Origin of the sequence: Thermoplasma volcanium GSS1 (assembly GCF_000011185.1) — an archaeon.
In the GTDB taxonomy this organism is placed as follows: Archaea; Thermoplasmatota; Thermoplasmata; order Thermoplasmatales; family Thermoplasmataceae; genus Thermoplasma; species Thermoplasma volcanium.
Genome location: NC_002689.2, coordinates 385,229 through 410,483, shown reverse-complemented (window position 1 = coordinate 410,483; position 25,255 = coordinate 385,229). Strand labels below are relative to the sequence as shown.

Genomic DNA, 25,255 nt, shown 5'->3' with positions numbered 1-25,255 from the left:
AAATATAATTTCAGCGTTCAAATAATAAGGCGGAATGCTAAAACGTATTATATTAATATATACATACATAAAATATTTCTCAGATTTTCAAAATAGATTTGATTACATCTAAGCGAAGTTACGTGCATATTGCGGGCCACAACTACAAAAAACCGTATACTACAAAAGCAAGAAAATAATGAATATTACGAAGATAAACCTACGAACATCAGATATTGGCTTATATCATGGAGGATATTTTGTCTTAAGTATTTTCATGAATTCTCTCATCCAAGATGGGTGATCTGGCCATGCTCTAGCAGATACAATGTTTCGATCTACGACAGCCCCCTCGTCAATAAACGTTCCGCCTGCTATCTCAACGTCACTCTTCAGCGCAGGATAAGCTGCCGTCTTCCTTCCCTTGAGAAGCCCAGCTGACCCAAGTATTAGAGGAGCGTGGCATAACTCAGCTACAGGCGCATCCTTGTTGAAGAAGTATTTAACGATCCTCTGCACGTCTGGATCATTCCTTATGTACTCTGGGGCTCTTCCGCCTGGTATTACGATAGCGGCATATTCTTCTGGATTTACATCCTTGAACGCTTTATTGGCTTTTACCAGGTAACCTGGCTTTTCGGTGTATGTGTCAAAACCAGGAACAAAATCGTGAACTACAGTTTGTACGTATTTTGCAGAGGGTGCAGCTATATCTACTTCATAACCTTCTTCTAACAACCTCTGGTATGGATACATAACCTCTAGGCTTTCTCCGGCATCGCCAGTTATTATCAAAACCTTTGTCATCAACTACCACCGAATATTCATGAAATGAAGAAATAGAAATTTTGTGGTAGCAATGCATAACAAGATCAGGATAACGTGTAGAGAAACTAAAACTTCAACCCAAGAAAAGTAGACATGGGTATATATAGGAGTTTCATATTGTCTTGAAAAGGTGTTTAACCTATGGCGCAGTCAGTAAAGACTATGGTGGAAGGTGGAAAAGCCACCACGGGACCACCTATAGGGCCAGCATTGGGTCCACTTGGACTAAACGTAGCACAGGTAGTAAAGGAAATAAATGAAAAGACTAAAGAGTTTCAGGGTATGCAGGTGCCTGTGACTGTAACCGTTATAGATCCAGAGACGAAGAAGTATGAGATAACGGTAGGGGTTCCGCCCACGTCAGCTCTTCTAAAAAAAGAGCTTGGGCTTGAGAAGGGAGCTTCTAAGAAAAAGGAAGCTGTAGCAGGTAACGCTACCTTAGAGCAGATAAAAAATGTAGCGATAAAGAAGATGCCATCCATGCTCGCCAAAGACCTAAAGTCAGCTGTTTTGGAGGTTCTTGGTACCTGCGTAGCTATGGGAATAAACGTTGAGGGGAAAGATCCGAAGGAAGTCCAGAAGCTAATAAAGAGTGGACAAATCAAGATCGAACAGTAGGTCGGTGAGGCGATATGGATATCAATGATATTAGCAAGGCTGTTGAAGCCGTAAAACAAAGTTCCCCCCAGAGAAAGTTCGAAGAAAGCGTTGAAATAGCAATAAACCTAAAAGATATCGATATGACTAACCCAAAGAACAGGATAAATGAGGAGATACTTCTTCCAAATGGGAGGGGAAAAGATGTTAAGGTAGTCATATTCGGTTCCGAAGAGCTTAAGGCCAAAGCGAAGGGGGTCGCTGACTACATATTCGGGCCTGAAGACATATCAAAATTTGCTGAGGATAAGAAGGCCTTTAAGAAGATAGTTAACGATGCCTACTTCTTCATCGCTGAAGCAACCCTAATGGCTAACATAGGTAAGAGCCTCGGTCAAGTCTTAGGGCCGAGAGGGAAGATGCCTAGGCCAATACCACCTGGGCAGGACCCCGTACCGCTGATAAAAGCTCTGAAGAACACAGTGAAAGCAAGAAGCCGGAACTCTCTTACTCTGCATGTGCCTGTTGGCACTCGATCCATGGATACCCAAAAAATAAGTGAAAATATAATGGCTATACTTAACAGGATCACCGGAAAGCTTGAGAGGGGGCATTCAAATATAAAGAATGTTTACGTGAAGACTACTATGGGAAAAGCCGTACAGGTAGGGACAGGTGATCAGAATTGAGGAAGATAAATCCAAAGAAGAAGGAAATAGTCAGCGAACTTGCACAAGACATAACAAAGTCTAAGGCCGTTGCAATAGTTGATATAAAAGGAGTTCGCACCAGGCAGATGCAGGATATAAGGGCAAAGAACAGAGACAAAGTCAAGATAAAAGTTGTCAAAAAGACCCTTCTATTCAAAGCGCTTGACAGCATAAATGACGAGAAGCTCACGAAACTTAAGGATGCTACTACTGGCCAAATAGCGGTATTAACATCTCAGCTCGATCCCACTGAGATTTACCAAATGGTACAGGCAACATTGACAAAGGCCTCGCCAAGAGGTGGAGAAGTTGCGCCTGCTGACATAACTGTTGAACCTATGGTGACTGGCTTCCCACCTGGACCAATGATGACAGAATTCCAGAAAGTTGGCCTTCAAACAGGGGTTGAGAAGGGAAAGATAGCTATAAAAAAAGAAGCCGTACTGGTAAAAAAAGGCGAAGTTATCCCAAAGGACAAGGCTAAGATAATGGCTATGCTCGATATAAAGCCGCTAGAAGTCGGGTTGGAGCTGCTCGGCCTTTATAGTGACGGTGTATTATACAGCGCTGATGTTCTGTCTTTAACACCAGAAAAGATAGCAGAACAGATGGCAATAGGATACGCACAGGCCTTACAAATCTCAAAGGCATCGATGTTCTTTGTGGCTGAGGTGCTCAAGGATCTAATCGCTGAAGCAAAGGTTAAGGCCGATGCTTTCGCAGTTGCTGCCCAGTTCATTACGGAAGAGAACTTAAAGGAATTCTTGGCAATTGCAAACAGGAATGCGATAATTTTAAACAATGAATTGAATAAGGGTAATACAACAGAAAAAGAAAGTGAAAAGGTTGAGGAACCTAAGGAAGCCGAAAAATCTGTAGATGAAAGCATATCGGAGGGCCTAGGTTCCCTGTTCCAATAAGGAGGTTGAAAGAATGGAGTATGTATATGGAGCTCTGTTGCTTCACGCAGCAGGCAAAGAAGTAGATGAAGAGAAACTGAAGAAGGTACTAGAGGACGTAGGTGTACAGGTCGATGAGGCAAGACTCAAGACTCTTGTCTCTGGCCTTAAGGATGTCAACATAGATGAAGTACTGAAGAATGCCACAGTGGCTCCTGTAGCTGCTGCACCAGCAGCCCCACAGGAGAAGAAGGAAGAGCCTAAGAAGAAGGAAGAAAAGAAGAAAGAAGAGAACAAAGAGCAGGAAGAAGAAGAGGCAATGTCCGGGCTGAGCGCACTGTTCGGATGATCCTTCATGGATTATTATGACCTTGTATGGGGATTGCTTAAATACATAATCCCCATTTTATTATTTGCGTTTGCGATCATTTTTGATATCTTCATACTTTTGCTTATATCTATAATATGGATACTTGGATCTATATTCGTCTCAATTATGCTTATTCAAGAAGAAAAAAGTTATTCCTGATCAACGATCAGGATGGTATAAGGCCTAGCTCCTTTATTTTGTTCATAACTTCCACTGCGTGATCCTTAGGTGTGACTTTTGGATATACGTAGACGATCTTTCCATCTCGATCTATTATGTATGTCACTCTCTTAGCCGTTGCAAGACCTAGCACACCATATTTTTTACAAATTTCCTTTTCTTTGTCAGAGGCAAGCGTAAAGTTGAGCTGATACTTTTCTGCGAACCTCTTATGTGATTCCGGCGAATCAACGCTCACCCCTATAACCTTGATACCGGCTTCCTTAAATGAGTTAAAGTTATCCCTAAAGTTGCAGGCTTCCGTTGTGCATCCAGGAGTGTTATCCTTAGGGTAAAAGTAAAGAACAACTGGCTGTCCCTTAAAGTCGCTCAATCTAACTTTGCTTCCACTTTGATCAACAGTCTCAAAATCAGGGGCTTGATCACCAACCTTTAACAGTTCCATATACAAATATGTTGTATCAATTAATAAAGATTATGATATTTTATAAATTACAATTATATTTCAGGGTCAGAACAATCGCTAATTCATTTTATAAATTTATAAAAATTATTTATATTTGTTTAACGTATACCTACAGGAATGGAGCCATGAGTATTGGCATAATCACAGTCGCATCTCCATATATATTCACAAACCTAGCGTTTGGCCTGACCTTCTTCCAAGATATGGCTTCTTCAAGCTTTGCCCCTGAGAGTGAGCCGTCATATTCCTGTGCAGTAGTTATGTAGACAGCGTAATCCAAACCATCCCTGAATTGATTCCACCATATGGTGTGATGCTTCGATATACCTCCACCAACCATTATTGCACCCGTCTTTTTTGCATCGAATATTATATCGGAAAGTCTGTGCTCATCCTCGAGCAAATTTATTTTAAAATCGTGGTGCTGTTCGTAAAAGCTCCACAACTGAGAACCAAAGGAGCCATCGGTTATGCCAGGCACGAATATTGGGATATCGTTCTTTGCAGCATTATAGAGTATTGATGATTCGTTGTTAATGCTAAGCCCGATCTCTTTTATGAGATCGACCGTTGCCCACTCTTTCTTTATCGAATAGAGCTTCTCGAGCTGTTCCATCACCTTTTCTTCTATGAGTTCTCCATATGATTCATCTGGGACAAGCACGTTTCCCAACCTATTTATGTTGATCTCCCTCAGTTCCACGTCGCTGTAGTTGAAGGAACCGCAGTAATATTTTCCGAATGTTCTTGCGATGTCATGGTCAAGCGTTCCAGAAGTAGTAATTATGACATCGACTAGTTTCCTCTTCACAACATCGTTTATTAGGCCGCGTAGACCGGTAGATATAATATCGGCAGGGAACGAAAGGAAGGTTGTGTTATCTTCCAAAAACATGTCAGAAATTATCGAATGGGCTTCATAGAGTTTTGCAGCAGTAAAGCCACCTATGTTAGAGAACTGGGCCATAAGATTTGATAGGGTTGTATTCCCGTCAATGCGCAGGTCTTGAACTGGCTTGCTAAGTAATTCTTTTCTGTCCATGCAGAGGTATTATGTGAGAATATAATCTTTTATCGAATGTAATACCAAACCATTTTTCCCTATATTTTGTATAGCACGGAAATCACCCGCGTTATGCATATTTAATTTCTAAGCAGGATTCTCGTTCTTTAGTATAGCTATGATTGATGTATAAGCCAAAATCTAAATATTGTATAGGAATAAAAGTCGTATGAAGCTCATTGAAAATTGGTTTTCCGAGCGGTATTCTGATAACTTGCAGCTATCGTTCAGGGTAAGCGATCAGCTCCTCTCCATAAAAACTGACTACCAGAGAATCGATTTATTCGATACATATGACTTTGGTAAGCTTCTAGCCATCGACGGAACGGTCCAGCTAACAGAGAGGGATGAGTACATCTACCACGAACTCATAACTATGATCCCTTACCACATGACAAAGAATCCACCTCAATCGGCCCTTGTAATAGGTGGGGGAGATGGTGGTGCTGCCAGAAGATTGTTAGATCTAGGCCTAAATAAGATCGTCAATGTAGAGATAGATGGCCAGGTCGTCGAAGTTTCGAAACGGTTCTTTCCGGACCTTTCTTCGGCCTTCACCGATAAGAGGGTTAACCTGATCATTGACGACGGCATAAAGTATGTAAGGAAATGTAATGAAAAATTCGATTTGGTTATAATAGATTCAACCGATCCGGAGGGTCCAGCTGAAGGCCTTTTTTCCATGGAATTTTATAGTGATATAACGAAAATACTTAGCGACGGCGGAGTAATAGTATCACAGTCAGGTTCTCCATTTTATCAGCCAAAAGCATTAAAACTAGCTTACACTGGCATGAGGAGGCTCTTTAAGGACGTGAAAGTATATACGGGCTTCATACCCACTTATCCTAGTGGTTTCTGGTCCTTCACGATAGCAAGTGAAGATGCAATGAACCCAAGAAAACCGGCAATAAAGGGAAAGTATTTCAACGAAGATGTCTTGGATGGGGTGTTCAAGTTGCCGCAGTTTGTGAAGGACTTAATTACTTAACTTTCCACTTTTCCTTTGCATTTTCTAGCTGGATCAAATAACCTTTGCCAAGTTTTTTGGCAAGCCTCTCTAATTCATCAAGATTTCGTACGAAAACGCTTTTACTTGAGCTGTTGATTAGGGATTCGAACCTTGAGGTATCCCTTAAGTTTGCCCACATCGAGTATCCAAACATAATGGCGGCTATAAAAGATACAGCAAATATCCAATATACCCAATCGCCGACGTTGAACTGTGCATCGTTGAGAAATGAATTATGAAATATCAGCTGATTTGAAACTATAACCAAGACCGCCATAGAAATTACGAACAACGCAGCGTAGATGATGAATTGGAAATCCCTGATAGACTTCTCCATGCTGATGCTAAATATACATTGATATTTTAAACATTGTATATTGCTTGCTCTTTGTTGATTTTATGCCTCGATCTAAAGTTAAATTTAATGTTAGGCATTACGTGCAATCTGCATTGTACTATGGCCATAAAACAAGCTTTTCAGTCTTCTAATTATTATTAGATTACCGCATCTATAACTCCATTAGCATAAATTCTAGTGTACGTTTACCAACCTTTATCAAATATGCAATGCACTGACACAGTTTGATTATTGCTGTCGCTCAAATAGCATATCTAGGTTATTAGCCATCGTGAAAATAGAATTATCAACAAACAGAGTTATTTATGCTTTCCAACGATACCATGTTACTATGATAGAAATCGATACCGTTAACCTAAATGGAAAAGCGTTCCAGTTTTTCAGAATGGGGCTAGGTAATGCACCACTATTAATATTAAAAGGAGAACATGGATACGCTATGTGCGGGTATCTTAACCTTGATGCAGCAGAAAAACTTGGGGATACTGCAGTACGCATAACCGGCATTAAAACACTTGATGATATGCTAAATGGGAAAATCGTAGAAGTCACCAGTGCAGCATCTGCGTTAGGTATAAAGAAAGGGGATGTACTGAAAGACGTTCTGTCAAAGCTCTAGATCAAATTACAATAATGTTCATCCGAACTAAAATAGAGATAAAACATTAAGTAATGAAAGCATAAATAGGTCTGTTATTCCTAAACGGTAAGCGGTTAGAGTTGATTATACTCATTTACTACAGTATTATTCCTAATTTTTCGATCAATGCCTACTGTAGTCGTGCATTCTGACAGCTACATGAATTATGCATTCCCATCGATTATATTAAAACCAAATAATGCAGAAAGCATTGGCCTTTCCAAATGCGTTACTTTTGCTTTCTCTTTTTTCACAACCTTTTCCTTTAGATCTTAACAAGTGCAACTCCTTTATTGATTATATTCGAATAATAACATGAAGGCGTACCGTACTTTTTGAGATCCTTATAAACTTCCTTCGATACAGAATTTCATGATGTGATGTTCTTCTCGAGCACAATAGTAATCGTAAGGCTAATAATATCAATAAATTGGTACATGAGCCTTTAAGTTATCGGATGTTAAAAAATCCTGTGTCATGCCTTATAGGCATACACAAACGTAAATACCGTTATTGTATATGAATCTACTTACAGTATTTCATCATTTTACTTGAAGTATCGATCAAGTATCGATCCATTAAAGAATCGACAAAAAATTGACAATATTAATCTTGGAAAAGGTAAAAATAATAGATTGAAATACTTTCGAAGTCAAAGGTGAATTCAAGTTGAAAATGCCAAAAAAGATAGTTACGTATTGTCCATACTGTAAGAAGCATACAACTCATTCTGTTGAGAGGGTTAGAAAGAGGAAGGCAAGCGAGTTGAAAGCTGGCCAAAGGAGATTCAGGAGGGTAACGTCTGGATATGGAGGTTTTCCAAGGCCGAGATTTGAAGGTAGGGAGAAACCAACTAAGAGAATTGCTCTCCGCCTCGTGTGCGATGAATGCCATAAAGCTATTACACCGCCGGGGATAAGGGCTAAGAAATTCGAGATAGTGGAGGCATAATCATGAGTGAAGTTAAATTTGTAAAACCAAAAAACGTTAGTGGGCATTTTCTCAAGATAAAGTGCAAGGACTGTGGCAATGTACAGGTTGTCTTCGCACGTCCATCATCCGTTGTGACATGCAATATATGCGGGGCAACAATAGCTAAGCCTACAGGAGGAGTGCTTGAAACATCCGGAGAAGTGATAGAGAGCCTATGAACATAAAACTGCTCCCAGAGGTAGGCGATCTAGTAGTAGTGAAGATAACAGAGGTTAAGAACTTCGGTGCAAATGGGATACTAGAAGAGTATCCTGGTGTCGAAGGTTACATACATATATCAGAGGTTGCAACTGGTTGGGTAAAACACATAAGAAGCTACCTTAGGGAAGGCCAGCGCGTGGTTTGCAAAGTCATAAATGTAAATCAGGAGAGGAAAAATGTAGACCTCTCTTTGAAGAGAGTTAACCAACATCAAAGCAGGGAAAAGATAGCTGAATGGAAGAACGAACAAAAGGCAGACAAGCTATTCGAAATAGTTTGCTCGAAACTAAACAAGGATCTTGAGGCCTGCAAGAAAGAATTTGGTGTAAGGTTAGTAGAGCTCTATGGTACTCTATTCGCTGCGTTTGAAAGCGCTGCCGCAGCGGAGGGAGAATGGTTACCTGACATAAACGGTGACTGGAAAGACACTTTCGTGGAAGTCGCAAAGGAAAATATAACTATACCTGAAGTTTCAGTGGCGGGTTACTTCGAAGCTTATTCTCTAGCGTCTGATGGTGTTGAAAAGATAAAGGAAGTTCTCACAATACCACCAGAGATCGGAAAGGCAGAACTGGAGTATGTCGGGGCGCCTAGGTATAGGATCGTCGTTAGGGATAAAGACTACAAAAAGGCTGAGGAAACATTAAAGAAAATAGTCCAGAGTGTAACAGATAAGGCTAAAAAGCTACAAGTGGAATTGGAGTTTTCTAGGCAATGAAATCTCTCATAAGAAAATGCCGGAAATGTGGTCGCTATACTATGGAGGAGATCTGCCCAGTATGTGGTTCTCAGACCTACATAGCTGTTCCTCCTAGGTTTTCACCGGTAGACAGGTTTAAAAAGTACAGAATGGAAGAGCTATTGGAGGGAAAATATGGAAAAAATAATAGTGGTAAAGTATAGAGACGTCAAATTAAAATCACCAATTCTCATAGGCGGCTTGCCTGGGATAGGTAACGTTGGAAAGATCGCAGCAGATTATATAGTTGAAAAATTAAACATGGTTAAGATCTATGATATTTTCTCTGAGTATCTTCCACCGCAGGTATTCATAAACGATGACAGCGAGATTCACCTTGTTCGAAATTCTATCTATTACAAAAAAATGAGAGGAAAGCACGATCTCCTTGTTCTTGGAGGAGACTTTCAGGGTACAACCCAAGAAGCTCAATATGAACTTTCGTACAAGATGCTAGAACTTGCAAAGGATATGAATGTTAGTGAAGTATACACGCTTGGTGGCTATAGCGTTGGTAAGATTGTGGAAAGACCTAGAGTCCTAGGAGCTGTGACTGACAAAAAACTCATACCGGAACTAGAAAAGAACGGGGTAATATTTCCGAAAGGGGAACCAGGCGGAGGTATAGTTGGCTCAGCCGGGCTAATTCTTGGCCTCGGAATGGAAATATTCAAGATAAATGGCGCGTGTCTCATGGGAGAAACTTCAGGCTATTTTGCCGATCCGAAGAGTGCGATGGAAGTTCTAAACGTCTTACAGAAACAGATTGGAATTAAAATAGACATGTCCGATATTGAAACAAGGAGCAAGCAGATAGAACAGATAACAGGAAAAATGCAGGAAGAGTTCCAGAACAAGCAAGGAAAAGAAGATTTGGGTTACTTTGGATGAAAGTACCCAGAGTTATAATTGCCGGTACAAACAGCGGTGTGGGAAAAACCACCACAACATTGGCAGTCATATCTGCCCTTAAGAATAAAGGGTTAAAAGTCAAACCATACAAAGTCGGCCCGGATTACATTGATCCACAGTTTCATTCATTATTAGCTGGAGCAACGAGCGATAATCTAGACCTGTGGATGATCCCGAGGGAAAGGATATTTCAGTTATTGGCAGACGCTTCCACAAGTTTTAATATTTCAGTTATTGAAGGTGTGATGGGATTACTGGATGGGTTTGGATCGACCGACGAAGGCAGTACCCTAGATCTAGCCAGAATTACCGGCACCCCAATTATCCTTGTAATTGACGGATATGGATTGTCAGGTTCAGCTGCTGCTATCGTAAAAGGTTTTAAAGACTTCTCAGGAGATCTTCTCGCCGGTGTCATAGTTACGAGGGTTTCTGGAGAACGGCATTACGATCTCATTAAGAAGGCCATTGAAGATAATACTAATGTTCGTGTGCTTGGTTATATTGAAAAAAACGATGAAGTAAGACTTGAAAGTCGACATCTTGGGCTAGTACAGGCAAGCGAGTTGAATTCTTTTTCAGACTATATAGAGAGGCTGAGCAAGGTTACTCACATTAACGTTGATGGAATAATCGAGATAGCCCGAGCATCAAGAGACCTGGATCCTAAATTTAGTCCGCTCTTATCAAGAGTTGGATATGCCAAGATAGCGGTGGCCTATGATAGCGCCTTTGACTTTTACTATGAAGAAAATTTTAGGGTGTTGAGGAATCTCGGAGCTGAGCTAGTATTTTTTTCTCCGCTAAACAATGAAATCCCTCCTGAAGATACAGACGGGCTCTACATAGGCGGTGGATATCCCGAAGTTTTTGCAAAGAAACTTGCCTATGCCGTCGATGCAAGAGAAAACATAGCTAAGCTGATAAAAAAAGGCGTACCTACACTGGCTGAATGCGGTGGCTATATGTATCTTACAAGAACTATTGTAGGACAGGACGGCATCGAATATCCGGGCGTTGGCATCGTTCCAGCTAAGACCTTTCTTACAGACAAACTTATACTTGGCTACAGGGAGATAGTTTCTAAAACTAGCAACATGCTTCTAAGGCATGGTGAAACTGCAAGAGGCCATGAGTTCCATCGATCTACGATCCAATTCCAAGATAAAGTGGACCATCCATTCGTTCTGAAGTATAAAGACAGGTTTGAAGAAGACGGCTACTACTCAAATAATGTAGTGGCGAGCTATGTGCATATTCATTTTTTGTCCAACATTGCCATTCCGAAGAGATTCGTAGAGGAATGCATACGTTATAGCAAGAAAAGAGAAATTTCTTAACCTTAGTTTATATCAGCACGCATGACGTTTGAGGATCTCCACGAATATCTCGATTATCTTGCAAAGAAGAATGATCTAGTAACTATAACTGAGGAAGTTGACCCAAATCTCGATTTAACTTACATTCTTAGCGAAGAAGAGCGGATGGGAAGAGGCCGTACCATTTTATTCAAAAATGTGAAGGGGAGTCAAGTACCTGCAGTTGGAAATTTATTTTCAACTAACGAGAAGTTAAAGGCAGTACTTGGCGACGATCCGTATTCAATCGGCGTGAAGATCGCGGATATTGTAAAGCCTCCCAGAGATAGCGAATCGTTTATAGGGAAGGGCCTGGAAATGATGAGGGAATTGAGCGGCCTTAGGCCGAAAGTTTCCAACAGCATTCCCAGCGGCTATTCGGAACTTGAAAAAGTTGATCTGTACAGATACCCGATATGCAAGACCTGGCCTGATGATGGCGGCCCATTCATAACACTACCGTTGGTTATAACCAAAGACCCTAGCACTGGCATTAGGAATATGGGTATGTACAGAATGCAGGTATACGATAGTGAAACTACGGGGATGCATTGGCATATCCATAAAGGCGGATCTGAGAACTTCTTGAAGGAAAAGGAGAAAGGAAAGGCGATGGATGTAGCCGTGGTTATAGGAAGCGATCCGTTAACCATATTCTCAGCGGTTGCCCCACTGCCCAATGGCATAGACGAATTTATGTTTAGAGGGCTCATCTCAAGGAAAAGATCGGAGCTGGTGAAGGGAAAAACCGTTGACCTTGAGTATCCTAGGAATTTCGAGATTGTCCTTGAAGGCTATATAGATCCATCTGAGACAAGAGTGGAAGGGCCTTTCGGAGACCACACAGGTTATTATTCGTTGGAGGAAGAGTTTCCTGTATTCCATGTGAAGAATATAATTGAAAGAAACGATAGGATATATCCAACAACTATAGTCGGAAAGCTATGGCACGAAGATGTTGTGCTTGGAAAAGCCGTGGAAAGGATGTTTCTACCGCTGATTCAAATGGTGCTTCCTGAAGTCGTTGATATCAATACGATGGAAGAGGCAGTGTTTCACAACATGGTAATCGTTTCAATAAAGAAGAGGTATCCTGGACATGCAAAGAAGGTTATGTTTGCCCTATGGGGCCTTGGGCAACTGATGTTCTCTAAGATAATAGTAGTGGTGGATGATGACATAAACATCCATAACAGGAAGGAACTTATCTGGGCGATGACGACTAGGATAGACCCTGATCGTGATGTAATAATAATACCCGGAACCGTAACAGACAGCTTAGATCATGCAGCTCCGCTGTTTAATTATGGATCAAAGATGGGAATAGATGCAACAAAGAAGGACAAATCAGAAGGATACACGAGGAGATGGCCAGATGTGCTTGAAATGCCCAAAGATGTAGTTGATAAAGTAAGGCAGATAATGAAGAACAACAGGCTTATTCAGTGAAAAAGAGTATGAAGTTCAAGGATATCGTAGATTACATTAAGCTGGAACACACAGTATTCGATCTTCCTTTTATATTATCCGGATACGTAATTGCCGCAGGCACATCGATATTCCCATACAAGATAATACTAATACTCATAGCCGCCGTAACTGCACGGTCATCCGCTATGTCCATAAACAGAATAGAGGGGTTGCGGTACGATTTAACAAATCCAAGAAAGAAGGAGTGGGCACTTGTATCTGGACGGATGACAGTGAGAGAAGCAATAGCGTTGACGATACTTTTCATAGCTGTTTTCGAAATATCGGCCTTTCTGCTGAATAGGCTTGTATTCATACTATCGCCCATAGTTATATTCCTGTTTGTATCGGATCCAATCTTAAAGCGCTATACGGAATGGAGGCATTTTTATATGGGATCTGCTATAGGCATTGGAACCCTAGCTGGATATCTTGCAGTTATACCTGAATTCCCATCCAATCTGGCGATTTACTTTCTTTTTATAGCCTCCTCTTTATGGATCGCTGGCTTCGATATGATTTACGTTATACCTGACATTGAGTACGATCAGAAAAACAAGCTGAAAACTGTTATGACAAAATACGGAATCAAGCTTGGACTTTTAATTTCAGACATTACGCATTTAGCTGCACTAATATTCTTTTGGCTGATGCTTTACTACTTTCGAACGATATGGTATCTGGCCGGACTAATAATTATAACAATATTAGTGATATATCAGCATATCATAGTTGATCCTGCGGATCCGCTAAGCATCAGGAAGTCCTTTTTCAATGCAAATTCGTTCATAGGCTTTATTTTCTTGATTACCGTTATTCTAAGTGTAGCGTCGCCATTATGGGTATGATGCAATAGTTTAAACATGCAAATTTTATATTATGCTTTCGATATCCATAACATGCTCCCAAAACCAGACCAAATGAACCAGGTAATTGTACTGTTGAACGTTTATCATGGAAGAAGAAAACCCTCCGAAATTTCTAAGAACATGGACATAACACTGCAGGGAGTTATATATCACTTAAAGAATCTAAGGAAAAGCAGGTATATCGATGAGGAGAATAGGATCACTAAGGAGGGGTTTCAATTCCTTTACGATCAGCTTTCTGAGATGCGTGAATTTATAAATGAAAACATAACAGATCTCGATAGCGTGATGGTATGGGAGGCTATTGCCGGTTCTAGAATAGAGAAGGGAGACGACATATTTTTAAGGATGAATAGTGGGTACCTCTACGCTTACCATGAGGGGCCGGGTGCATCAGGCAAGGCCGAAAACGATGCCTCTGAGGGTGATTTAGTAGGCGTCACCCAGATATCGGGCATGATAGATGTTAGCATAGGAGTTCTTGATATAGTTATTATACCTGATTCACTTGATGAAACTGTCATTTCCAAATTGAAGGGGATCATAGAGGATAGAAAGAACTCTGAAATAGCTGCAATGGGAGAGGGTGGTTTCGTAGCTGCAAGGAAATTAGGATTAAATCCAAGTATAGAATTCGGATCTTTGCCAGCATCGTTTGAAGCGTGTGTAAGAGGCATAAGTGTAATATTGTTAGTGTCACGCAGAAGATTTCATTATTCACTCAGAGAAATACCAGAACTTGAAAATAGGTATAATCCGGTTCGAGCGCATATAATAGACCTCACATAAAGTAAAACAAATATAATAATATATATTCATATTTATTTTATTTTAATTATGGATTACGGGATATGTCCTATGCAAAAAAATAACTATACATGCATAATAGACATGATCCAATAGGCAATAAAATATTTAAATACAACATATTAATTTACATCGCATAGCTGGGGTGAAAAGCTAATGGAGGACGATGAAAGTGGGAGTAGGAATTCATATCATTGCGGACTTTTACGGAGTGGATTCAAAACTGATATCTACTACAGAACGCATGTATCCTATCATAGAGGGCGCTGTAAAGTACGGCCGCCTTACTAAAATATCATCTGACTATTACCAATTTCGGCCACAGGGCGCAAGCGGTGTCGTTTTACTTGCTGAATCGCACCTTTCCTTTCATACATGGCCGGAGTACGGTTTAGTTACCTTAGACATATACACATGCGGAGACCCAAAGACTGCAGATGACGCATTTGAATATCTCACACGTGAATTGAAGCCGACCTCAGTTACGACAAGAAAGATAGTACGTGGAGACCTCGTGGGTGAAGAGGGTCTAAACGAAATGCAAGTCGAAATACATTAGTGTATTCGTATTAATACTGATCCTAACTATATACCTTAATTTTGTAAAGTTATATAGCATTATATTCGTCATTCCTTCGCTTATTTTTGCTATGGCTGTTCTCATAGTATCAAGCGACAGGTTCTTCGACGAAGCAACTGCAGCGATGGGCAGAATAGGGTTCAGCGATAGATTCTCTGGTTCTATTTTTGCCGCTATGGTTGCAGTTGCAGACGAGATATCACTCTCCATTTTTTCCGTTATTCTTCGCACTCCACTCGTAGGATTTGGTGCAGTTGAAGGATCAAACCTAGTTACGCTGTTATTTTTTGTGGTTTGGATGCCGTTGTTTTCAATACAAAAAACAAGAGCTTTCAGGGCAGATGCAGTTTTTGTTTTATTATTATCAATTATAACCTACTATTTTTCAACCGTTTCTTCCGATTTTAAGATCATAGCTGGAATACTGCTCTCTCTCTTTATAGTACCATATCTGATGGTTTACGTTAGGATGCCAAGAGGCAAATCTAGTACAACTGAGGAATTCAGCTTGATCATGCTTGTGCTCTCCATAGTGCTGCTTACCGCCGCATCTCAGATCATTGTGGAGGACACGATAGCATTATCCGAACTTGACCACATAGATATAGCGGCACTGAGCATATATGGCATAGGCATTGCTTCTGCAATACCGGAAACTGTAATGATAATAGTTGCCTCAATTAAAAAGAAAGTAGACATAAGCATTGGCGTACTGGCAGGTAGTTCAGTCTATAAAATGAGTATAATTCCCGGCCTTTTAATAATGACCGGTAAGATTGAGACCACGGGCCTTGACTTACCGTTAATGACTATAATGATCCTTTCTGTTATATTCTTATTCTATACGTTATATGGCACGATTAAATTCAAGGGGGGGTATAGGTAGTATCATAAAAGTCCGGGTCAAACCTTGGTATAAAAGCATTTCTGATGCATTCCATAATCAGGTCGTACCTTCTTACTCTGCCGTTGGAGATTTTGCCAACTATTCCAGTGGAATCGTCTATACCATTTGTATCTATCACCTTTCCGTAAGCTTGGGAAAAGCTCATGTCTCTCTTTATGAGATCGATGATACGGTCTGGCACCTCAAATCCGCTGCTTGAACCTCTAGTAACGTTCCCAAACCTATCGATGACAACGCAGTAATGAAAGTCAAAATATTTCCGCGAAAACCGCTCGTATACAATTCCTGATTCTATGCCTATCGCATAGTCGTTGTCACCAAGCGACTGCATCGCCCTTTTTGTGGCCATATTCATAGTGACTTCGCCAAAAGGTTGTTGAGTCTCAAGTTTGTAATCTGTATTTTGTATAACATCAAAGTTTTTCATAAGTTTATGGAAAAAATCATTTGTTGCCTTTAACTTTGCAGAATTGTTTGTTGCTATTGCAACTTTAACTGGTTTCAATCTTCTCCCATTTCCATCTATCTCGCCGTTTATTATTCTAGTAGAGCTTATTGGGAAAAGATCTTCTGCCAAAACGTAAGGCACACGTATTATCTTTAAAGGAGGGAGGCCATTCTGAATCCTAATTTCATTTATCTTTAAAGATCTTTGATATGTTTCCGGCGATACAACTATTATCTCGTAGTCCCTTTCGTAAGGTGCATTTCCATTTCTATCATCTATAGGGCGTATTCTGAACTTGTTAGTTTTTTTCACCATATAATTGTAAAGGTTTCTGTACCTTTCTTTATATGGAATTGCTGGGTATACCTTATTCCGCTTCACGTATTCGTCGCTTGTGAGCCCTATTACTATTTCATTGCCTGTCTCTATTGCCTTTTCCAATAACGCCTTATGTCCCTTGTGTAATTTCGAAAAAGTTCCACCGACAACAGTTATCATTGTACCTAAATCACCTATTACGATAAAATATTTCAGCAAAAAAAGGATAAAAAAGATTTAGTTATTATTCAACTACTTCCATTTCTTCATTTATGACGTAAGCAAGCCTCTTTATACCTTCGACTATCTTATCATCATCAGAGTAGGTGAAGTTCAACCTCATGCTGTTGTGTTTTTCTCCGTGCGGATAGAATGCAGATCCGCTTACATAAGCCACTTTTGCCTTCAAAGCACGATCCAACATCTTGGTAGTATCTATGCGTTCATCCAGTGATACCCAGAGGAACATCCCACCGTGAGGCTTTGTCCATGTTGCAGCTTCAGGGAAGTATTCTTCAAGTGATTTGATCATCAAATCCCTCTTCTTACGGTATAGATCTACTGTTTTCGGTATCTGCCTGTAAATCGCACCTCTCTTTAGATATTCGTAGGCTATATACTCTGATAATGAATCCGATGCAAGATCAAGACCTTGTTTAAGCAAATTAATTTTATCAATAACTTCCCTTGGAGCTATTACGTATCCAAGCCTTAGACCTGGAGCCATAACCTTTGAGAATGTTCCAAGGTATATCACATTCCCATTCTTGTCCATACTCTTTATAGACTGTACAGGTTCTCCATCGTAGCGAAGCTGCCCATATGGGTTGTCTTCAACTATGGGTATTTCATATCTCTCCGAGATCTCTAGGAGTCTCTTTCTCCTGTCAAGAGACATCGTAGTTCCAGCTGGATTCTGAAAAGTAGGTATAACGTATATGAACTTGGGTTTTAGTCCGTTCTGTGATAATTCTTTTATCTTTGCCTCAAGTTCATCAACATTCATCCCATTCTCATCTATGTCTATAGCCATCATATTGGCAGTGTTTGCATTAAAGGCCGATATGGCACCAACGTACGTTGGGCCTTCTGTAATTACAGGATCGTTAGGATTTACAAATATCTTAGCTATTGCATACAAAGCCTGCTGTGATCCAGTAGTTAGTATTATTTCCTCTCTTTTTGCATTAATGCCTTCTGTCTTAAGCACATACTTTGCCAGTTCATCTCTCAAAACGTCTAGTCCTTCAGTTGTTCCATACTGAAGGGCTTTTTTGCCATAATTGTCCATTATGTCAGCGAGTATTTCCTTCATTTCCTCTACTGGGAAACTTTCAGGATTAGGCATCCCACCGCCAAATGAGATTAACTCGGGATCTGAAGTATACTTTAAGAGAGATCGGATCTCAGAGGGCTTTATGTATCTAAAAATTTCAGAGAATTTGTAGTTCATGTTTTAAAAATCATATAAAAATATATAAAATTATAGTGTCACTAATTGCCAGATTGACCTAGTCAGAATGTGTCTCGGAGAAAAGTATAATTAAAAGATTCCTATAAAACGGCAATGCCCATTCAAAGATTAGCTTGGAAATTCGTTATAGCCGGTTCTAAGGGAGCAGGTAAATCGTCATTCATATCCTACATAGTGTACGGTGAACCGGCCCCTATACTTCCAAGGTCGTTAGTTAAGAAAAGCCTGAATCGTGAGATAAACGGCCATAAGCTGGCTGTCGATATACTTTTCCAAGAAGTTGATGGAGGTATCGAAAACTTCATCCCAACTGCAACAGCCTTCATTATTGTTGTCGATGTGACCAGTGCCGATAGTTTGTCAGAAGCTAGGAATATCATCATGGAGATAAAGAATGCAAAGAAAAACAATATATTTGTAATAGGAAACAAGATCGACTTGAAGTATGAAGCGCAGATATGGATAGATGACATGGAAGAATTGAAAAATAAATTTTCCACCAAATATTATATGGTCTCATGCAAAGATGGAATAGGATTCGAGACTCTGCTTGAAGACATAATAAATAGTATTGCCACTAAGACTCAAGCAAGGAGGGCAAATGAGTGACGGACTTTGCAATGGGATATCTTTTAACGTATCGGAGGGGCACGGCCCAAACTATATAGTCGGAAGGTACAAGCTTGGGTTCGTGCAGCAAGGTATTTTGTTTCTTGACCCATATGAATGCTTATACCTATACTTCAAGGGAAGGATAACTTTTGAAGATTCTGAAGAAAGTGCACTAAAAAAGCTATTCTCTATTACTTCTGTGGAGAGATATACTGCATACACCCTTTTAAAAAATAAAGGGTACAGGGTGCACGAAGATAACGGTACGATATTTTTCAGAAAGAGTACGGAGATACCAAGGAGCGTAGTAGTAGTGCGAGAATACGATGAGATCGACGTAGGTAAATTTTTTACGGAGCGCCCAGACTTCTACTTTACTGTGGACGAGGAAGGCGATGCCACAATTTACAGGATAGATGAAATAGACATAAAAGGCACTGAAAATAACAAAATCGGTAAATGCAGCGTTACAGATTTTGGCGATAGGCACTTCACTAAGGATGATCTGCCCCACTGGATGGGTACAAAATTCCATGAATACAGGATGCTAACTGATTTTGAAGCCAACTTAATAGAGGGAAAAGAACCGAAGGGCATGGCGGAAGAAGTATACAGAGACTTATTGTCCAGAGGCTGTATTGTTAAGACTGGATTCAAGTACGGAACAAATTTTCGGGTGTACGAAGGGGAAAAAAGTGAACACGCGGAGTATCTCGTTAGCGTAGTGGAGAACAAATTGATTTGGTATTACATAAGCAGGGCTGTAAGAGTCGCATCCAGTGTCAGAAAAAAAATGATCTTCACTACTATAATAGACGGCAAGATAAAATATATTATGATCTCTAGATCCAAGGATATAGTAATTTAAGGCTTTACCGCATGCCCGTTCACGTTTGACTTTATGCCATATTTTCTGTATCTTTTGACTGCTTCACTTTATAATACTTTAATAGTTCCCTTCTAACATGTACGAACGCTTTTTCGCTATTATAAATATATAGTTTCTACTTACAGTATTTCGTGATTTTTTTCATCGTTTTAATTGAGGTATCAATCCATTAAAAAATCAACAAAAAAATTAACAATATCTAATTTAAAAAAATAATGGCAAGGTCAGATCTGGGCCTCGAAGTCGTCTATGGTGTATTTGAACTGATCGTAGCTTGTTATAGTTCCCCTGTTCTTCAATATTTCGCGTGCAAGCAACCAGTATATAACTGCAAGAGATCTCCTTCCTTTGTTATTGGTAGGTATTACAAGATCTACAAAGTCCGTCTTATTATTAGCATCGCATAGTGCAATAATGGGTATCCCTATTTTTATCGCTTCTTTCATCGCCTGAACATCTGCAAGAGGGTCTGTCACTACTATGACTTTAACTTCTTTGTAAAACTTCAGGGACGGATTCGTCAGAGTCCCGGGATTAAATCTCCCGGTTATTGAGACTGCACCCGTTACTTCTGCAAACTTTGCCACAGGCCTAAAAGCATATTGCCTCTGCGCAACCACCAGTATGTCCTGCGGATCAAACCTAGCAAGCATTTTACCGGCAGCTATAAGCTTGCTGTTGGTTTTCTTAACATCAAGTATGTACAAGCCGTCATTCCTGATCTTGAATATATAAGGCTTCATATCACTTGATTTAACTTGTGTTCCTATATGTACTCCTGATTTTTGGTATTCTTCTTCCGGTATTAGCATTTCTTCTTCCATATTTTCACCATTTGAGAGCATACAATTAATCTGAATCTCTTACGTTATTGGATACTATTATATCACTTTATTGCTCATACTATGCATCAGGATAGTTTCGCTCCCTGCGAAATGCATCATCATTACTGCAGATAAATACGGACTGAATATGTTTATATTAGATCCTATCAACTATGACAGCCCGGATCATGCAAGTGTTATATAGCAATCTCCGATTAAATATTGATAAACATGCAAAAATATAACTGGGTAGATGAAGAGATCTCTGCTCTGAAAGCCGAAGGAAGATACGTTCCAATAAGGACAATAGAAAGCGCACAGGGCGCTTGGGTCAAGATAAACGGAAAGCAAGTATTGAATATGTGCTCAAATAATTACTTAGGATTTGCCAACCATCCAGAAACTAAAAAAGCTGCTATTGAAGCTATAGAAGAATATGGAGTTGGAGCAGGCGCAGTTAGATCAATAGCTGGTACGGATGAAATTCACATAAAGCTTGAGGAAAAGATAGCTTCCTTTAAGCACTCGGAAGCTGCACTTGTATACCAAGGCGGATTGCTTGCCAACCTCGGCACAGTACCTGCGCTGGTCGGTAAAGATGATATAATATTCAGTGAGGAGCTAAACCATGCAAGTATAATTGATGGTACCAGATTGAGCCCTGCTAAGAGAATAGTGTACAAGCACTTATCTGTCGATGATCTAGAAAAGCAAGCCAAAGAAAACAGATCCAGTGGAAAGAAGGCCTTGGTTATAACAGATGGGGTATTCAGCATGGACGGTGACATAGCTCCTCTGCCAGAAATAGTTGATATTGCTGAAAAGTACGACATAATGACGTACGTAGATGATGCACATGGTGAGGGGGTTCTAGGCGACCATGGAAGAGGCATCGTAAACTATTTCCATCTAGAGGATAAAGTTGACATAGAGATGGGCACATTCTCAAAAGCACTCGGATCCATGGGCGGTTTCGTGGCAGGATCAGCAGAAATGATAGACCTCTTAAAACAGAAGGCAAGGCCTTTCTTGTTCAGCAGTGCACTTAATCCTGGAGACGCTGCCGCAGTCCTTAAAGCCATAGAAATACTTGAGAAGGATGATTCTCTTGTAAAGAAGCTTTGGGAAAATGCCGATCTACTTAAAAAATCACTTGCGGATCTCGGTTATAATACGGGCCACAGCAAAACCCCAATAACACCAGTTATAATTGGCGATGAAAAGAAGACTGTTGAATTGAGCACCAAGCTCTATGAGGAAAAAAATGTATTCGCTTCACCCATAGTATATCCAACGGTTCCGAAAGGTACGGCAAGAATAAGGCTAATGCCGTCTGCAGTCCATACGCACGAAGATATAATGACTGCAGTTAACGCGTTCGGAGAACTTGGAAAGAAATTACATATAATTTAAAAATTAAATTTTCTATTGTTTCTGAATTAACTTAGATCAGCCAGTACCAATCCATAAGCTACCGTGTCTTGATCCGTGCTACCATGGCTGACAAAGAGATGCCTTGTCTGAGTAAACTCCATGATGCCATCTAAGCCAAGCTCTCTTCCAACACCGCTGTTTTTGAATCCACCCCTTGGAGCAGCTGCAGAGAGGAGATGGTACTCATTTATCCATACAGTTCCGGCTTCTATGGATGATGCAACCCTTGTTGCCTTCTCGCTATCCTGTGTCCAGACCCCAGCGGCCAGGCCGTAATCTGTCATGTTAGCTTTATCTATAGCATCCGCTTCATCATCAAATTCCATTACACTCAGGACCGGCCCAAAGATTTCTTCCTTAGCGACTTCCATATCTTCGGACACCTTGTCAAGTATCGTGGGTGGGAAATATAATCCTCCCTTAGGAACTGATCCATCAATACTTTTTTGATAAAATATCACAGAACCGTCCTTGAGTCCAGAATTTACCATCTTCTCGATCTTGTCTCTTTGGTTCTTTGTTGTTATTGCACTTATATCTGTCTCCATACTCATAGGGTTGCCGGGTCTCATCTTCTCGATTTTGGATTTCAGTAAGTTGAGAAACTTATCCTTTATTGATGACTGAACCAACAGTCTGCTGCCTGATTCGCAGAGCTGCCCAGAGTTAAGGTATATGCCAAACATAACACCCAATGCTGCTCTTTCCAGATCAGCATCATCAAATACAATGTTCGGTGATTTACCTCCAAGTTCAAGCGTAACTTTCTTTATGCCTGTTATTTCTGTAATTCTCTTTCCGGTATATGTTGATCCTGTAAAACTCAACATTCTTACCTTTTTGTTTCGAGCCAGTTCCTCCCCCACAGTTTCCCCACGACCATTTACCACATTCAGCACACCGGGTGGAAACCCAACAGATATGGCATCCCTGGCCATTTCTATTGTAGTTAGCGGAGTAAAACTAGATGGCTTTATCACTACTGTATTCCCGGCAAGAAGGGCCGGCGCTGCTTTCCAGACGGCCATTAGGAAGGGAACGTTCCATGGAGTTATTGCACCAACAACTCCCATTGGTACATACTGCACTATACCGTGAGAATCTGGATATTCGGGATGGGTAATCTGACGTTCCATCTTGAACTCGGTCTCAGTGGCGAAGTAGCGCAAATGCTCAATTCCAAGCGGTATATCCATAAGCATGCTCTGCCTCAGCGTTTTACCGGTATTCAATGATTCCAACGTAGCGTATCGCTCGGATTTTTCCTGTATCCTGTCAGCTAATTTTGCTAGAAGTTTTTTTCTTTCGCTCAAAGTGAACTTAGACCATACTTTGTAATAAGAATCATATGATGAATCTATTGCTTTTGAAACGGCATCCCTATCTGCAAAATAAACCGATGCAATAGGCGATCCATCAACTGGGCTTTTCACAATAGATTCGTCGCCAACCATTTCTTCTGTCCCATTTATTATATTACCAAAATTTTCCGTATTGATCATAGAATGGACCTCGCAATATTTTCAATATCCTTCGTACTTGCATCACGAGCGTTTGTTATAACCCCAGTTGATTCGGATGCGAGTGAAACTATCTTGCCTAATTCCTTTTCATATTTGCTTCGTTCTATTCCAGCTTCCGATACATTAGTAACCTGCCCTATAGCATTGAGATAGCTCCTGATGGTTTCCCACACCTTATCCGTTCGATACTCATCAGGGAAGAAACTATTTATTTTGTCGTATCTATCCTTTGCTGCTTCATAATTGAATTCAGTAACATGAGGAAGGTATAAGCCAACGCTCTCACCATGCGGTGTCTTGAAGATTGCGCCAAGTGCATGCCCAAGGGCATGTGCAAGGCCTATCTGTGAATTTGAAAAACTAATTCCTGCCATAGACGCGCCTATGTGGACGCTGTTTCTAGCATTGATGTCCTTCGGATTTACCAGAACGGTGGGCAAATTATTCAGAATAAGATCTAGGGCCTTTTCAGCCATAGCATCAGAATAAGGGTTCCTCCATTGGCTTGTATAGGCTTCAATTGCATGGGTTATAGCATCCGTAGCGGTGTTTACCGTTATACCCTTAGGCAAATCCAAGACTAATTTCGGATCCAGTATAGCGTAGTCAGCCATTATCTCAGGTGAAGCTATTTCATTTTTTCTTTCTTCCGTATCATCTGAAAAAACAGCTGCCCAGGAACATTCGGAACCCGTGCCACTAGTTGTAGGTATTTCTATAAGTTCGCTTTTCTGATGCAGCTTAATGCTATTTATTGGCGAAATATCAAATGGAGAGAGATCAGGCATTTCGTGCAATGCAAATAATATTTTGGCTGCATCCATTGATGAACCACCCCCAAGACCGATGATAGTGTCCGGATCTAATCTGGATGCTAGCTCTCGGCCTTTCAATATTTCAGACAGTCTTGGTTCTGGACTTATCTCAGAAAATACTTTAATGTCCTTGCCTGATAGATGAGAAAGAACTTCTTTAAGAATTGGCGTATTTGATAGAAAATTATCAGTTACAACAAGTATCTTAGAAGAACTATGATCGTCTAGAAAGGACAATGAATCTTCGCCAAAGATTATCCTTGGTGTTCTAAAATACCACAAAGGTAACACCTCAGAATTCGGTTTTTACCTGGGCGGCGGTATTAACCATTTCCTTTGCGGCCTTAGTATATCGCATTATCTTCATCATAGATCCTTCTAGCTTAAATTTACCAGTGAGTATGCCTTGGATCGGATCGATCTCCTTGTTAAGCAACCGTATCCAGTTCCCGTACTTGCCTACGTATCTAAATTCCGCCTTAGGTACTTCTTCGCCTTCATGTACGTATTTAGCTGACCTGCATTTTCCATGATATAGATCGATGTAAATATACTCGGTCTTGCTGTAATTTTCGTCTGGCTGGACTACGAATAGAATGTCGCCTTCCCACGTTTTCCCGGCATCTGCATAATCTGGATTATTGTTCAATCTGTTGCAGTATTCACTAACCCATTCATCACTTGGAAACTTTGCCATGATATAACAAACCAAATTATGTATTAAAGATTTGTCATATTGGCTTATATAAATGCTGTGTTCTAGGAGAAAACTAAATATTCGCTAGCAATGTAACTTCGCCCGAGTGGGGTAATTTGGATATCCTGGAGGCCTGCGGAGCCTCAGATCCGGGTTCGAATCCCGGCCCGGGCATCTTCCTAGTTAATTCGATCTATTATTCTGTTATTTTTGCAGGACATGTTCTTACAGATCGGTTAATTCTTAGTCCAATAAGCAAAGTTCCATAATACTTTCGTAATAT

At 40.4% G+C, this 25,255-nt stretch carries 30 protein-coding genes and 1 tRNA gene; 21 read left to right on the top strand and 10 right to left on the bottom strand.

The window, feature by feature from the left end:
• Positions 1-225: 225 nt before the first annotated feature.
• Positions 226-786, bottom strand: a complete 561-nt coding sequence (locus TVG_RS02200) for a DJ-1/PfpI family protein (RefSeq protein WP_010916682.1) — start codon at positions 784-786, stop codon at positions 226-228.
• 162 nt (positions 787-948) lie between these two features.
• On the opposite strand from TVG_RS02200, the gene TVG_RS02195 reads away from it, so the two are divergent.
• From TVG_RS02195 to rpl12p, 4 genes are read left to right on the top strand one after another with little or no spacing between them, the layout of a single operon-like run.
• The gene (locus TVG_RS02195) at positions 949-1,425 is read left to right on the top strand and encodes a 50S ribosomal protein L11 (protein WP_010916681.1); all 477 of its coding nucleotides are present in this window, start codon (positions 949-951) and stop codon (positions 1,423-1,425) included.
• Between the two features lie 14 nt (positions 1,426-1,439).
• Positions 1,440-2,093 carry a 50S ribosomal protein L1 gene (locus TVG_RS02190; RefSeq protein WP_010916680.1) on the top strand — a complete coding sequence of 218 codons (654 nt, stop codon included), beginning with the start codon at positions 1,440-1,442 and terminating at the stop codon, positions 2,091-2,093.
• Positions 2,090-3,034, top strand: coding sequence for a 50S ribosomal protein L10 (locus TVG_RS02185; protein ID WP_010916679.1), 945 nt, complete (start codon positions 2,090-2,092; stop codon positions 3,032-3,034). Before TVG_RS02190 ends, TVG_RS02185 begins: the two co-directional genes overlap by 4 nt.
• Before the next feature lie 13 nt (positions 3,035-3,047).
• A complete protein-coding gene (gene rpl12p, locus TVG_RS02180; protein ID WP_010916678.1) occupies positions 3,048-3,362 on the top strand; it encodes a 50S ribosomal protein P1 in 315 nt (104 codons plus the stop codon).
• A 187-nt stretch (positions 3,363-3,549) separates the two neighbouring features.
• On the opposite strand, the gene bcp is transcribed toward rpl12p, so the two are convergent.
• Complete coding sequence (gene bcp, locus TVG_RS02175; protein WP_010916677.1) at positions 3,550-4,008, bottom strand: thioredoxin-dependent thiol peroxidase; 459 nt, start codon at positions 4,006-4,008, stop codon at positions 3,550-3,552.
• 130 nt (positions 4,009-4,138) lie between these two features.
• Positions 4,139-5,071 (bottom strand): deoxyhypusine synthase, encoded by a 933-nt coding sequence (locus tag TVG_RS02170; protein WP_010916676.1) that lies wholly within the window; start codon positions 5,069-5,071, stop codon positions 4,139-4,141.
• A gap of 190 nt (positions 5,072-5,261) precedes the next feature.
• Here TVG_RS02170 and speE point away from each other — a divergent pair, with 190 nt between their 5' ends.
• Positions 5,262-6,083, top strand: a complete 822-nt coding sequence (gene speE / locus TVG_RS02165; protein WP_010916675.1) for a polyamine aminopropyltransferase — start codon at positions 5,262-5,264, stop codon at positions 6,081-6,083.
• On the opposite strand, the gene TVG_RS02160 is transcribed toward speE, so the two are convergent.
• Positions 6,076-6,441 (bottom strand): DUF3198 domain-containing protein, encoded by a 366-nt coding sequence (locus TVG_RS02160; protein ID WP_010916674.1) that lies wholly within the window; start codon positions 6,439-6,441, stop codon positions 6,076-6,078. The genes speE and TVG_RS02160 overlap by 8 nt on opposite strands.
• 352 nt (positions 6,442-6,793) lie before the next feature.
• Between TVG_RS02160 and TVG_RS02155 the strand changes: the two genes are divergently transcribed.
• The 12 genes from TVG_RS02155 (at position 6,794) to TVG_RS02105 (ending at position 15,917) form a co-directional block, all read left to right on the top strand.
• Positions 6,794-7,081 (top strand): YunC family protein, encoded by a 288-nt coding sequence (locus tag TVG_RS02155; protein WP_010916673.1) that lies wholly within the window; start codon positions 6,794-6,796, stop codon positions 7,079-7,081.
• 690 nt (positions 7,082-7,771) lie between these two features.
• Positions 7,772-8,053: a 50S ribosomal protein L44e gene (locus tag TVG_RS02150; RefSeq protein WP_010916672.1), complete on the top strand. Its 282-nt coding sequence runs from the start codon at positions 7,772-7,774 to the stop codon at positions 8,051-8,053.
• Between the two features lie 2 nt (positions 8,054-8,055).
• A complete protein-coding gene (locus tag TVG_RS02145) occupies positions 8,056-8,253 on the top strand; it encodes a 30S ribosomal protein S27e (protein ID WP_010916671.1) in 198 nt (65 codons plus the stop codon).
• Positions 8,250-9,014, top strand: coding sequence for a translation initiation factor IF-2 subunit alpha (locus tag TVG_RS02140; protein WP_010916670.1), 765 nt, complete (start codon positions 8,250-8,252; stop codon positions 9,012-9,014). The genes TVG_RS02145 and TVG_RS02140 overlap by 4 nt, the downstream gene beginning before the upstream one ends.
• Positions 9,011-9,199, top strand: a complete 189-nt coding sequence (locus TVG_RS08265) for an RNA-protein complex protein Nop10 (protein WP_010916669.1) — start codon at positions 9,011-9,013, stop codon at positions 9,197-9,199. Before TVG_RS02140 ends, TVG_RS08265 begins: the two co-directional genes overlap by 4 nt.
• A complete protein-coding gene (locus tag TVG_RS02135; RefSeq protein ID WP_010916668.1) occupies positions 9,171-9,926 on the top strand; it encodes a proteasome assembly chaperone family protein in 756 nt (251 codons plus the stop codon). Before TVG_RS08265 ends, TVG_RS02135 begins: the two co-directional genes overlap by 29 nt.
• Positions 9,923-11,287 (top strand): cobyrinate a,c-diamide synthase, encoded by a 1,365-nt coding sequence (locus TVG_RS02130; RefSeq protein WP_010916667.1) that lies wholly within the window; start codon positions 9,923-9,925, stop codon positions 11,285-11,287. Before TVG_RS02135 ends, TVG_RS02130 begins: the two co-directional genes overlap by 4 nt.
• 21 nt (positions 11,288-11,308) lie before the next feature.
• On the top strand, positions 11,309-12,754 hold the full coding sequence (locus TVG_RS02125) for a menaquinone biosynthesis decarboxylase (RefSeq protein ID WP_010916666.1): 1,446 nt from the start codon (positions 11,309-11,311) through the stop codon (positions 12,752-12,754).
• Positions 12,755-12,762: 8 nt separating this feature from the next.
• On the top strand, positions 12,763-13,623 hold the full coding sequence (locus tag TVG_RS02120) for a UbiA-like polyprenyltransferase (protein WP_010916665.1): 861 nt from the start codon (positions 12,763-12,765) through the stop codon (positions 13,621-13,623).
• A 51-nt stretch (positions 13,624-13,674) separates the two neighbouring features.
• A complete protein-coding gene (locus tag TVG_RS02115; RefSeq protein WP_010916664.1) occupies positions 13,675-14,433 on the top strand; it encodes a transcriptional regulator in 759 nt (252 codons plus the stop codon).
• Between the two features lie 184 nt (positions 14,434-14,617).
• The gene (speD, locus tag TVG_RS02110) at positions 14,618-15,010 is read left to right on the top strand and encodes an adenosylmethionine decarboxylase (protein WP_010916663.1); all 393 of its coding nucleotides are present in this window, start codon (positions 14,618-14,620) and stop codon (positions 15,008-15,010) included.
• Complete coding sequence (locus tag TVG_RS02105; RefSeq protein WP_338384161.1) at positions 15,006-15,917, top strand: sodium:calcium antiporter; 912 nt, start codon at positions 15,006-15,008, stop codon at positions 15,915-15,917. The genes speD and TVG_RS02105 overlap by 5 nt, the downstream gene beginning before the upstream one ends.
• On the opposite strand, the gene TVG_RS02100 is transcribed toward TVG_RS02105, so the two are convergent.
• Together TVG_RS02100 and TVG_RS02095 are read right to left on the bottom strand one after the other, a co-directional pair.
• A complete protein-coding gene (locus tag TVG_RS02100; protein ID WP_010916661.1) occupies positions 15,898-16,884 on the bottom strand; it encodes a bifunctional pantetheine-phosphate adenylyltransferase/NTP phosphatase in 987 nt (328 codons plus the stop codon). The two genes, TVG_RS02105 and TVG_RS02100, sit on opposite strands and share 20 nt — an antisense overlap.
• Positions 16,885-16,948: 64 nt before the next feature.
• Positions 16,949-18,157 carry a PLP-dependent aminotransferase family protein gene (locus TVG_RS02095; protein ID WP_010916660.1) on the bottom strand — a complete coding sequence of 403 codons (1,209 nt, stop codon included), beginning with the start codon at positions 18,155-18,157 and terminating at the stop codon, positions 16,949-16,951.
• Positions 18,158-18,271: 114 nt separating this feature from the next.
• Here TVG_RS02095 and TVG_RS02090 point away from each other — a divergent pair, with 114 nt between their 5' ends.
• Both TVG_RS02090 and endA read left to right on the top strand, forming a co-directional pair.
• A complete protein-coding gene (locus TVG_RS02090) occupies positions 18,272-18,787 on the top strand; it encodes a GTPase domain-containing protein (RefSeq protein ID WP_010916659.1) in 516 nt (171 codons plus the stop codon).
• Entirely contained in the window at positions 18,780-19,658 is an 879-nt protein-coding gene (gene endA, locus TVG_RS02085; protein WP_010916658.1) for a tRNA-intron lyase, read from the top strand. Before TVG_RS02090 ends, endA begins: the two co-directional genes overlap by 8 nt.
• A 245-nt stretch (positions 19,659-19,903) precedes the next feature.
• Here the strand turns inward: endA and rpsB are convergent, their stop codons facing one another.
• Positions 19,904-20,503, bottom strand: a complete 600-nt coding sequence (rpsB, locus tag TVG_RS02080; protein WP_010916657.1) for a 30S ribosomal protein S2 — start codon at positions 20,501-20,503, stop codon at positions 19,904-19,906.
• A gap of 231 nt (positions 20,504-20,734) precedes the next feature.
• Here rpsB and TVG_RS02075 point away from each other — a divergent pair, with 231 nt between their 5' ends.
• Positions 20,735-21,916, top strand: coding sequence for a glycine C-acetyltransferase (locus tag TVG_RS02075; protein WP_010916656.1), 1,182 nt, complete (start codon positions 20,735-20,737; stop codon positions 21,914-21,916).
• A 26-nt stretch (positions 21,917-21,942) separates the two neighbouring features.
• Here TVG_RS02075 and TVG_RS02070 read toward each other — a convergent pair whose 3' ends face one another.
• From TVG_RS02070 to TVG_RS02060, 3 genes are read right to left on the bottom strand one after another with little or no spacing between them, the layout of a single operon-like run.
• The gene (locus TVG_RS02070) at positions 21,943-23,439 is read right to left on the bottom strand and encodes an aldehyde dehydrogenase family protein (RefSeq protein WP_010916655.1); all 1,497 of its coding nucleotides are present in this window, start codon (positions 23,437-23,439) and stop codon (positions 21,943-21,945) included.
• Positions 23,436-24,566 carry an iron-containing alcohol dehydrogenase gene (locus TVG_RS02065; RefSeq protein WP_394295253.1) on the bottom strand — a complete coding sequence of 377 codons (1,131 nt, stop codon included), beginning with the start codon at positions 24,564-24,566 and terminating at the stop codon, positions 23,436-23,438. Before TVG_RS02065 ends, TVG_RS02070 begins: the two co-directional genes overlap by 4 nt.
• Before the next feature lies 1 nt (position 24,567).
• The gene (locus TVG_RS02060; protein ID WP_010916653.1) at positions 24,568-24,972 is read right to left on the bottom strand and encodes an SCP2 sterol-binding domain-containing protein; all 405 of its coding nucleotides are present in this window, start codon (positions 24,970-24,972) and stop codon (positions 24,568-24,570) included.
• Positions 24,973-25,072: 100 nt separating this feature from the next.
• On the opposite strand from TVG_RS02060, the gene TVG_RS02055 reads away from it, so the two are divergent.
• A tRNA-Arg gene (locus TVG_RS02055) sits at positions 25,073-25,146 on the top strand.
• Positions 25,147-25,255 lie beyond the last annotated feature (109 nt).